This is a genomic window from Candidatus Symbiopectobacterium sp. (genome assembly GCF_020054415.1).
Classification (GTDB): domain Bacteria; phylum Pseudomonadota; class Gammaproteobacteria; order Enterobacterales; family Enterobacteriaceae; genus Symbiopectobacterium.
Genome location: NZ_JAHWCO010000667.1, coordinates 1 through 8,496, shown reverse-complemented (window position 1 = coordinate 8,496; position 8,496 = coordinate 1). Strand labels below are relative to the sequence as shown.

Genomic DNA, 8,496 nt, shown 5'->3' with positions numbered 1-8,496 from the left:
CGCTTTGCCTCTGCTGCTGCTGCCTTTGCCTCTAACCGCGACTGATAGCCCATAGCCTGATTCAGCAACGCATTGCGCTTGTCTGGATCAAGCTTATCAATATAAAAACCCTTTTCAGAGGTAAGCTGATTGGTTAAGTCAGACAACGCGGCACCGTTGTCCCTCGCCTCCATGACTCGCTGCCGCGCCTGATTAAACCAATTCTGATCAATCCAACCTTGGCGTACTTTCGCCCACTGAGCACCATAACCAATCCGTCCCTGTTCATCATATGCAGCAGACATGGCGTTGATTTTTTCGATATCTGCACCGGGGTAGCTGGTCAGTTTACCCAGCTTATCCAGCCCGCTATCAACCTGATCACGCGCTTCGATTTTCAGTGCGGCACGCGCGTAGCCCTGCGCCGTGGTGAGTCCATCAGATTCGTAGCGCTTTAGCCCACCCTCGGCAACCTGTGTTTCTGCAATACCCAGCCCTGATAATTGCGGCTTTTCCAGCTTTCCTACCGCGTCGTGATATGCATTCTCTACTTCATCAGCACGCAGTGTGCCATCTTCCACTCGCCGTCGGATTGATTCGAGAGAGTCCTTTATACCGATTTGATAATCGAGCATCGACTCGCCGGCGCGGGCGCGCACAACCGCGTTAATCTCTTGCTTTACATCATCCGCCAACCCCGCCACCGCTTGCCCGATAGCACCCGTACCGCTCACATTGACGCGCGTTGGCTGGGGTGTGGGAACCGCGTTACCAAAATTACCCGTTGGGATACGCATTAATGAATCCCCATGTTGCCGAACAGGTTGTTTGTTGATGCGCCGGTTTTGCTTGCTGGCTTATCTTGCGCGGTCTTCCAGCCAGAATAAGCTTTCGCGCCAGATGACAGTAATGAACTTCCCGCACTGATATAACCAGACGTGGCAGCATTGCGGCCGCTAATCCTGTCAGCCTGTCCTTGTGCCCGATAGCGTGAAGCGGCATTTTGCCCGTTGAGGATGGTCATCGTGGCGTCTTCTTCCGCATCACCCACAATCCCCGACGTAATGCGCAATGCAGTTCCCGATCCCGTTTCAACGCCTGATGCGGCATACGCTGCGTTTGCCTGTGCCGCCTGTGCCGCGCCCGCTTTTCGGATGCGTTCGGCCTCAACCCGCGCCGCTGATTTTGCGGCCTCCGCGTCTGCCTCTGCTTGTGCCGCCTGGTAATCAGCCATTTTCTTTTGCTGCATACCGCCCATAACGGCACCACCCGCCGCCAATAAAGACGATGCGGCAGTAGCCGCCAATAAAGCTGTTTCAACACCCATGATCTACCTCTTTTCTGAACAGTATTCCCGCGTCCTCAAACCCGATAGACCGATACAGCCGAGCAACACCATCAACATTAATGCCCGTGGTGATCCCCATGCGAATTTCTCGCGCGCCTTTCAACTTCGCCCATTCGCAAAACGCATGTATCAGTCTCAACGCGGCTATTCCCTGACGATGTTTTGGGGAAATAAAAAGTGAATAATCAAAAGCGATCTTTTCATCGGAAAACCAGTGCTCCATAACACTACCGGCAATGCCACCGATGATTTCGCCATCCTTTTCAGACACAAAAACAACCCCTGCTCCGTCAATGACTCGCTGCAAAAACACAGCAACCTTTTCTGGTATAAAACGCAGGTTTGAATAGCTGGACTCCGTATGAAGCATTCCGCCAAACGCAACCAACGCCGGAATATCCTCTTTTGTTGCCGGTCGTATCATGGTTAGCCCCCGTTACTGGTGAAAGTGCTCATGACAGCCAGCAGATGGAACGGCAGCGGCTGCAATTGCTGAATGCGTAATGTGTCTTCGCCTTTTTCCCAGCCGAGTTTTCCCCACGAGTGATCGCCTGTGAAAAGCGGTGCAGGCTGGTTGAGAATTTTCGGGCCAAAGCGACGAAAAGGGAGGGTTTGCCCGTTGCAGGTTGCGCCGGTGGTGTCGAGAAAACGCATGGTCACTTCGCTGGTGCGTTTCCTGGCGTTCTGTACGGTGCCTTCGCTGGTAGAGACTTCCTGCGTTAGCGTTTCAATCGTGGTGTTGAAGTGCAGCCCAATGGCGGCGCTTTTCGCGGTACGGGTCAGCGTAACAGCACCGCCGCTTACTACCTGTGCGGGCATGACGTTGCCGTCTGCCACGATATCAACGGTTTTTCCTTCGAGGTGATGTAAACCTCCCCACTCTTTTGCCCCTGCCTCACTGGTGCCGGTAACCGTCGCATCGCTGCGCAATTCATCTACCAGCAATTCAACGTAGCGCACCGTCTCGCCGTTAATTTCACGTTTGACGATGGTATATACCGCATCGCCTGAATCGGTGGGGATAGAAGATACCGACTCAAAGGCACCCTCGGTGACATGCCGCGACCAGGCGATCACATCCTGCGAACGATCGAGCACCATAGAGCACAGGGTTCCGTCTGCGCGTATCAGCCAGACGATAGAATCCGGCTGCTGCTGGTAGGCCATATCCACAATGCCCGATTCTGTGATGTGCTCAGACAATACAGAGAGATCATTAGCGGAATAGGCGACGTAGCTATCGGGGTCATAAGCGACCGCAAACAGTTTGCGCCCTGCACGCTGGATAAAAAGGATTTCGGTACCAACGCGCACCGGGCGAATAGTATTGCAACCGTAGGGGCTGGGATTTTTTACGGATATATTGGTCGGTGTGATGGCCGCATCCGAGCCACCGGTTAACGTAAACTCGCCACCGTAGGTCAGCGCAATAAGCGTGTTCATCTGCGCTAAATGCACGATAGGGTTTAGCTGGTCAGAGGAAACCGTAAACGACATGGCATCGTCGTCGTCATCGCCCAGCTCGAAAGACAGGTAAGCGCCGGTTTCACTGAACCACACCGTTTGTGGGTACTCAGGAGATCCCGCCAGCACCAGCCGTTGCTGGTAGAACGTCACGGCACCCGGATAGCCCAACGCTTCTGACCACACACTATCTTCACGCGTCCATGCTCCCGGTGAGGCGGACTGTGTTGCCGACAGGTCAGCACGGATAACACCGGCGGCCACCTGCGCACTGCTTACCGATTGGATTAGCACCAGCCCGCGATTGATACGCACATACGACCCGACATCAGCCGCCACCCAGCCACGGCCGGTAAAGGACGTGGCGCTTTCGGTATCGTATAGCGTGAGCTTTATCGACGTGCCGACAAACTCTTTTACCGAGGGCTTGCACCATTTTTCCGGTGTGTCGCGGATTTCATCAAATGGCATCACCACAAATTCAGCAGCAGCCAGCGTCCAATCGGTTTGCGCCTGTCGCTGTAACCGTTGCGGCGGGATGTCCTGGTGAACCAAAAGCATGGTGTCGGCGCTCTGCACGAATTTCACTTCGGACAGCATGCTTTCGGTGAACGGGCTTTTGATTTCGTAAGGGGTTAAATCATCATTAACCACCTGCGCACCGTTCTGGAAAAAGCGCACGTAGCCGTCGCCAAATTCCAGTTCGTACGCCTGAGCGCGGTTAAACACGAAAGGGATCAGGCGGGATTTTTTATCGGCGTATTTCGTGGCCGCAATAAAACGCGTACCGGGGCGACGCTTAACGCCACCGTGAACCACGCACACGGCGTTCTCTACCTGTTTTGCGCCATTGGCATAACGCACAATATCCACGCGCCCCATCAAGCGCGGGGAAATTTCACCGGCGGTAAAATTGGTTTTTATCAGGTTGGCGCGCATGGTTAAAACCTCGACGTGAGCAACGGATAACCGCCAAGCGCTTCTGGTGGGTCTTCCTGTCCGTCAATGGCCTTGGCCTGACGCAGCAGGTAGGCGGCTTCCTGGGTAAGCGCATCGCGAAGGCTGGCGGATGCCGTTACCGCATAGGCTATCTTTGCTGCCATAAACGCTTCTGCCAGCGCCACCAGTGCCGGATCCCATGTTGATTCATCGTCGTTGCTGAAGAGGTAACTCAGTTTCAGTGCGTTGATGTTGGCGAGGATTTTCCGCCCTTCCTGTCGGTACTGGATATCGTCTGACTCATTACCCACGGATAGCACGCGCAGCAAGTCACCCGGCAGCGGAAACTGATACGCAAAGCCAAAAGCAGGGGCGGTACTGGAGGGAGAGAGCACCACGCGTTTAACAGCACAATTCCAGGGGTGTTTACGCAATAAATCTTCGCGTACGGTGGGATAAACGTTGGCGCACAGGCGTGCGCTGTCAGAGTCCTCTTTAAAATCATTAATGGGATTCTGCCCGAGGGTAAGCAGCGCGTTAGAACAGATAGAAACACTGGAAACACTGGAAGCCATAGCGGTACCTTTAACAAAAACGGCCGGGGTTTTACCCCCGGCAATACCCACGCGGCGTTACGCGACAAAATCAATCGCAACCACTTTCTTCTCGTTGGCGCGGCCTGCGCCGTAAGACGCATCCACGGAAATCTGGATGGTGTTGTTTTTGTCACGGCGCGGGCCGATATCGACGTTATATTCAGCGCCGGTACCGAAATGCACGGCAGACTTAGTCCAGGCCACCGTGGTTTTAGTGGTCACGCTTTCCGCCGTTACTGAATCCAGCGCTTCATAAGCGATCCACTGGAAGCCCAGCCAGTGGTTAGACACAGACCCTTCCTGCAACATCTTGACCGCCATAAAGTCGGCGCTGGTCAATGTGGTGTCGCTCAGGATTTGCGTCAGCATGTCGGCGTTGTAGGCGATGTAAAGCTGTTCGCCGTTCTGCTCGTCGCACTCGTTGCGGCGGAACATCGCTTTGGCGGATATCAGTTTGGCTTTGGTCAAGCCAGTGCCACCCGCTACAATTTTCTGGGACGCAGGAAGCGCAACGTTGGTGTAAGCGCCGTTGTTTTCCGTCTTGCGCGGTACCGCATCCAGCAATGCACGGTAAATCACCGTATCCTTGCGGCGGTTGGCGGCGGCCAGCGTCAACTGCAGATAGGGCCCCTGAGGGTCAGCAATCAGTTTACGCTGGTCGCGTTTTTCAACAGGAACGAATACGCCGTAATCCGCCATCAGCGCGTTACGGGTACCGGCTTCCGGCACGTCCCACACGGTGTCACCGAAACGCGTAGTAATGGCGTTCATTTCGATGGTACCCATGTCGTTGATGGTGAACGACGCACCGGTGATCTGCCCGCAATCCTGTACCGCTGCCTGCAGACGGGAATCTTTTTGTTGTGAGGCAATCTCAAAAGAATCATGAAACTGCGTTACAAAGGCGGCGGTGATCATATTTTTGTTGGCATCAAAAGGCATAATGCGCACTCCAATTCTGTTTCGCCTGTGGGGTGTCGGTTTCCCGGCCCAATACACCGACTGCCTGGCGCTTACAGACGGCGGAAAATCAGGTATCCGGCTACCACGCCGGGCTGGTGGAGTGATTTTGCGCAAGGTGTGCGTTCGGTTTCCCGACCAAATAAAAAAAGCCAGCGCTCAGGCTGGCTCGTTGTGACATGTCACAGCATTACGCTACGGGTGTGTTGCCGTAGGTTTTCGCGTAGTACGCCTGGACACGCGCAGAGACTTTTTCATGATCGGCATGCTTCGGATCCATATAGGCATCCGACTTCATCAGATCGCGAATGGTCTGTTGCTCTTCCAGATTGATATCGCTGCCAGCCGGGGAATCTTCCTGCATTTCTTCGCCGATTCTTGCCAGCATGCGGATGACCATCGGGTTATTGCCGATTTCGTCAATGCGGCCTTTGTCGGCATCATCAGCCAGAGAATTAAACGCCCGGTACGCCAGCCCGATATTTTTGTTAAATTCCGCGTCGGTGTTCCACACCTCGCGCAATGCTGTGCTGGCGGCTTCCTGATCCAGTTGTGCGGCACCGCCCACCAGTTCCGGCGCACGCTGCATGTACTCACCGAGCACAAAGCTTAACTGGTCATTGGTCAGCCCCTTGGCGTGGGCCGATTTTAAGAAGCCCTGCATTTGGGGATCGGCTTTAAACTCATCCCAATTGAAGCCCTCGGCATCTACCTTAGGTGCATACTCATCCGCCGTTTTTGGCGGCGCGTCCCCGCTGCCAAGGCGCTTTTCCAAATGCGTATGCGCATCCGCCAGTTTGCGGGCAGAGCTTTCAATATTGAGGGTACCGTCTTCGCCCACAACGCGGTATTTTTCCGGTAGCCAATCTGTCGCGCCCGGTTGCTGCGCTGCGCCAGTATTGAGCAAAGCGCCGCCACCTTCGCCACCCGCATTACCACCGCCGCCGTTACCACCATCGCCCCCCCCTGAGCCTTCGCCCTCGCCAGCCTGATTCATGAACGGGAATTTAAGCTTCCACATTGTCGCTTACTCCATCTCTTCGTCTGCTTCATTAAGCCTGCGTAAAATAAAATCGAGCACATCACGTCGCCCGGCGTTAAAACATGTCTGGCGATCACCTTCAGGGCCCCCCTTGACGTACACGGCACCACCAAAACGCCGCGTTAACTCATCCAGCACTTGCTGTCCGCCCGGCGTTTCTTCAAAAACGCGCTTGTAATCCTCTGCTCGAGCATCCTTTAAGATCATCGTGCTCCCCCTACCATCTGCTGAACCAATGCGGAACCTGCTTCTTTACCTGCCGAGCTTGCCGCTTCCTGCCCTGCCTGCATCAGCATTTGCTGTTGTGCTGCCTGCTGCTGTGCCTGTCTGCGCTGTTCACGTAAACGGGCCACATCGTCGGCGCTGCGAATCACCTTGGCGGGAACGCCCAGCGCTTCGGACACCACGCGAGCCGCTGAGTCGGTATCCAGCAGGTCGGTAACGTCGGGATCAATCTGTGCCAGTTGCGCAATGTTGGCCCCGGCACGCTCAATGGCGGTCACGTCCTCCAGCTTCTGCGCGCGGGCCAGCGGGGAAATGTAATGCACGTTAAAATTGGCGGAGTCCATGCCCTCAGGCGCGGCGGGGAAGATGCCAGCGCGGTACGCAATGCCGAAACAGCGCTGAACCAGTATTTGCAGGTATTCAGCCTGAAAGCGTCCGTACACGGGTCCGAGCAATTGACGGATCAGAGCCACGCGCACATGCACCTCGGTGGCGGTCATGGCGGGGCCGTCTTGCGGCTGTAGCTGGTCGGCCATCAGAATCTTGCGGATTTGCGCCCGTAGTTTTTCTTCGGACGTAAACGCAACGTTGAAATCGGCACCGGTTAACAGCGGCTTCATACTGCTCACGCTGTTGGCGACGATAATGCGGCGTGGCCCCACCTTGACGGTGCGCGGGTTTATTACACCGTCGTCTTCCACGATCCACATGCCGGAAATCGCCAGGTCAGCGGCGGCTTTCTCCATGCGCTTAATTTCGTTTAGCTCTTTGCAGTCGGGCAGCGCGTCATAAACGGGGCCGACACCGTAGGCGCTGGCGGGGATCTTCATCCAGCGAGGAACGGCAACGGGAAATTCATGATAGCCAGACTCGCGCGCGGTGCGCTTGCCCTGCACGTCGATGTGATACGACGCAAAGCGCATGTTTTTTGCGAGACGGGCATTGACCACATAGGTATCACGCGGAAAAATGGCGTGAATAAAATCGAATTTCGCGTCAGGTTTTTTCTTGGCCTCGTCGCGGATTTTGTCGCTCACGTTTTTGTCGCCAAATTCTTTTACCGCCTGCTCGGCGGTTAACGGGTAGCAGCGATAAACGGTGTCAACAATGCCATCACGGCGAGACGATGAGACGTAGCACTGCGATAGCGGCCACTGCTGGAAGGTAAAGCCGCCTTGCTCCTTGTCCTCATCGATGTAAAGTGCGAACCAGCCAGCAATAACCACATCCAGGCAGGATTCGTAGGCTTCCGCGTCAAAATTGGCCGCGTGAATGTTTTCCCATATCAGCGTTGCGCAGGTAGAGAGCCACGTTTTTTGCTCGTCGGTGAGGCTTTCGCTGTTTAAATCCATCCACTGCGCGTTTGCTGGCGTCATGCCGGACATTAACGCCGAGGCAAGAATGCGTGTGCTGTCCGTTGCGGTACCGTCCAGCAACTGCGCCACCCTGGATTTAGCGCTGCTGGCGTCCAGTACATCGGAAGAAAAGCCAGCCCCGCGCAACGGGTAGGTGAAATCAAAGCACTCGCGCCAGGCCGATTCATTGGACTGGCGTAATGCTTTCAGTGAATCCGCCCGACGGATTATTTTGCTGGCGGTTTCGTTGACCACGTTACGCCCCCAGGTTGGTTTTACCGCTTGCACCAGACGCAAGCAGTGACGTGCCGGAATCCGTTGCCCCTTCTGAACCCGTGGCAAGCAGGGACGAGCCTTTTTTGCGTTTGCGGCGTGCGGCTGAATCCGCGTTAGCTGCCTTGGCGGCGGCGTTTGCTGCTTTGGCGGCTTCCGCTTCTGGGTCGTACCGCACAACGGTGGGTGAACCTCCTCCACACATGACTGATTCTCCTTAGCTGGGAACGTGCCAGCCCTCGTCAGTCAGTACGGGGGCTTTATGCGGCTTGCGCTGCCCGTCCTCGTTGGTGACTGCGGTACTGGTGGTTTGCG

11 protein-coding genes are annotated in these 8,496 nt (G+C 55.4%); 1 reads left to right on the top strand and 10 read right to left on the bottom strand.

Annotated features, from left to right (window positions below):
- From QZ506_RS19255 to QZ506_RS19230, 6 genes are all read right to left on the bottom strand, one after another.
- On the bottom strand, window positions 1–683 hold a 683-nt coding region (locus QZ506_RS19255; protein ID WP_291973198.1), incomplete at its 3' end, for a hypothetical protein.
- 92 nt (window positions 684–775) lie between these two features.
- Window positions 776–1,306, bottom strand: coding sequence for a hypothetical protein (locus QZ506_RS19250; RefSeq protein WP_291973196.1), 531 nt, complete (start codon window positions 1,304–1,306; stop codon window positions 776–778).
- Complete coding sequence (locus tag QZ506_RS19245; protein WP_291973194.1) at window positions 1,296–1,715, bottom strand: GNAT family N-acetyltransferase; 420 nt, start codon at window positions 1,713–1,715, stop codon at window positions 1,296–1,298. The genes QZ506_RS19250 and QZ506_RS19245 overlap by 11 nt, the downstream gene beginning before the upstream one ends.
- Window positions 1,716–1,753: 38 nt before the next feature.
- Window positions 1,754–3,730, bottom strand: a complete 1,977-nt coding sequence (locus QZ506_RS19240; protein ID WP_291973192.1) for a hypothetical protein — start codon at window positions 3,728–3,730, stop codon at window positions 1,754–1,756.
- Between the two features lie 2 nt (window positions 3,731–3,732).
- Entirely contained in the window at window positions 3,733–4,305 is a 573-nt protein-coding gene (locus QZ506_RS19235; protein ID WP_291973200.1) for a hypothetical protein, read from the bottom strand.
- A 57-nt stretch (window positions 4,306–4,362) separates the two neighbouring features.
- Entirely contained in the window at window positions 4,363–5,268 is a 906-nt protein-coding gene (locus tag QZ506_RS19230) for a phage capsid protein (protein WP_291973190.1), read from the bottom strand.
- 1 nt (window position 5,269) lies between these two features.
- On the opposite strand from QZ506_RS19230, the gene QZ506_RS19225 reads away from it, so the two are divergent.
- The gene (locus tag QZ506_RS19225; protein ID WP_291973188.1) at window positions 5,270–5,464 is read left to right on the top strand and encodes a hypothetical protein; all 195 of its coding nucleotides are present in this window, start codon (window positions 5,270–5,272) and stop codon (window positions 5,462–5,464) included.
- A gap of 12 nt (window positions 5,465–5,476) precedes the next feature.
- On the opposite strand, the gene QZ506_RS19220 is transcribed toward QZ506_RS19225, so the two are convergent.
- The 4 genes from QZ506_RS19220 to QZ506_RS19205 are packed head-to-tail and all read right to left on the bottom strand — an operon-like array spanning window position 5,477 to window position 8,386.
- Window positions 5,477–6,307 (bottom strand): hypothetical protein, encoded by an 831-nt coding sequence (locus QZ506_RS19220; RefSeq protein ID WP_291973186.1) that lies wholly within the window; start codon window positions 6,305–6,307, stop codon window positions 5,477–5,479.
- 6 nt (window positions 6,308–6,313) lie between these two features.
- Window positions 6,314–6,535, bottom strand: a complete 222-nt coding sequence (locus QZ506_RS19215; RefSeq protein WP_291973184.1) for a hypothetical protein — start codon at window positions 6,533–6,535, stop codon at window positions 6,314–6,316.
- Window positions 6,532–8,196, bottom strand: coding sequence for a portal protein (locus QZ506_RS19210; RefSeq protein WP_291973183.1), 1,665 nt, complete (start codon window positions 8,194–8,196; stop codon window positions 6,532–6,534). Before QZ506_RS19210 ends, QZ506_RS19215 begins: the two co-directional genes overlap by 4 nt.
- Complete coding sequence (locus QZ506_RS19205; protein ID WP_291973181.1) at window positions 8,165–8,386, bottom strand: hypothetical protein; 222 nt, start codon at window positions 8,384–8,386, stop codon at window positions 8,165–8,167. The genes QZ506_RS19210 and QZ506_RS19205 overlap by 32 nt, the downstream gene beginning before the upstream one ends.
- Window positions 8,387–8,496: the final 110 nt, after the last annotated feature.